This window comes from Clostridium sp. TJA085 (genome assembly GCF_058310235.1).
Map to the genome: position 1 here is coordinate 1 of NZ_JBZEEZ010000016.1, position 515 is coordinate 515.

General features: G+C 51.3%; 6 tRNA genes. All 6 read right to left on the reverse strand.

Going from position 1 to position 515, the window contains the following annotated elements:
* The 6 genes from AC4FQW_RS13290 to AC4FQW_RS13315 all read right to left on the reverse strand — a co-directional run bounded on the left by AC4FQW_RS13290 (window position 1) and on the right by AC4FQW_RS13315 (window position 513).
* Window positions 1-74: transfer RNA gene (locus tag AC4FQW_RS13290), tRNA-Gly, on the reverse strand.
* 5 nt (window positions 75-79) lie between these two features.
* Window positions 80-154 (reverse strand) — tRNA-Gly (locus AC4FQW_RS13295).
* Window positions 155-175: 21 nt separating this feature from the next.
* Window positions 176-259: transfer RNA gene (locus tag AC4FQW_RS13300), tRNA-Leu, on the reverse strand.
* A 17-nt stretch (window positions 260-276) separates the two neighbouring features.
* Window positions 277-352, reverse strand: a tRNA-Lys gene (locus AC4FQW_RS13305).
* Window positions 353-359: 7 nt separating this feature from the next.
* Window positions 360-434 (reverse strand) — tRNA-Gln (locus AC4FQW_RS13310).
* Window positions 435-437: 3 nt separating this feature from the next.
* Window positions 438-513: transfer RNA gene (locus AC4FQW_RS13315), tRNA-His, on the reverse strand.
* Window positions 514-515 lie beyond the last annotated feature (2 nt).

Genomic DNA, 515 nt, shown 5'->3' on the forward strand with positions numbered 1-515 from the left:
TGGAGCGGGTGAAGGGAATCGAACCCTCGTAACTAGCTTGGAAGGCTAGGGCTCTACCATTGAGCTACACCCGCATATTTGGAGCGGAAAACGGGACTCGAACCCGCAACATCCACCTTGGCAAGGTGGCGCTCTACCATTGAGCCATTTCCGCATCTTTTTTTAAATTTAATTGTGGTGCAGATGAAGGGAGTCGAACCCCCACGCCGTAGGCGCTAGATCCTAAGTCTAGTGCGTCTGCCAATTCCGCCACATCTGCACAATTTTCAATCAAATTGGTGGCTCACCCGGGAATCGAACCCGGGACACCATGATTAAAAGTCATGTGCTCTACCGACTGAGCTAGTGAACCTTAAGTTTGGCAGGGATAGCAGGATTCGAACCTACGAATACCACAGTCAAAGTGTGGTGCCTTACCACTTGGCGATATCCCTGTATGGGGTGAACGATGGGACTCGAACCCACGACAACCAGTGCCACAAACTGGCGCTCTACCAACTGAACTACGTTCACCA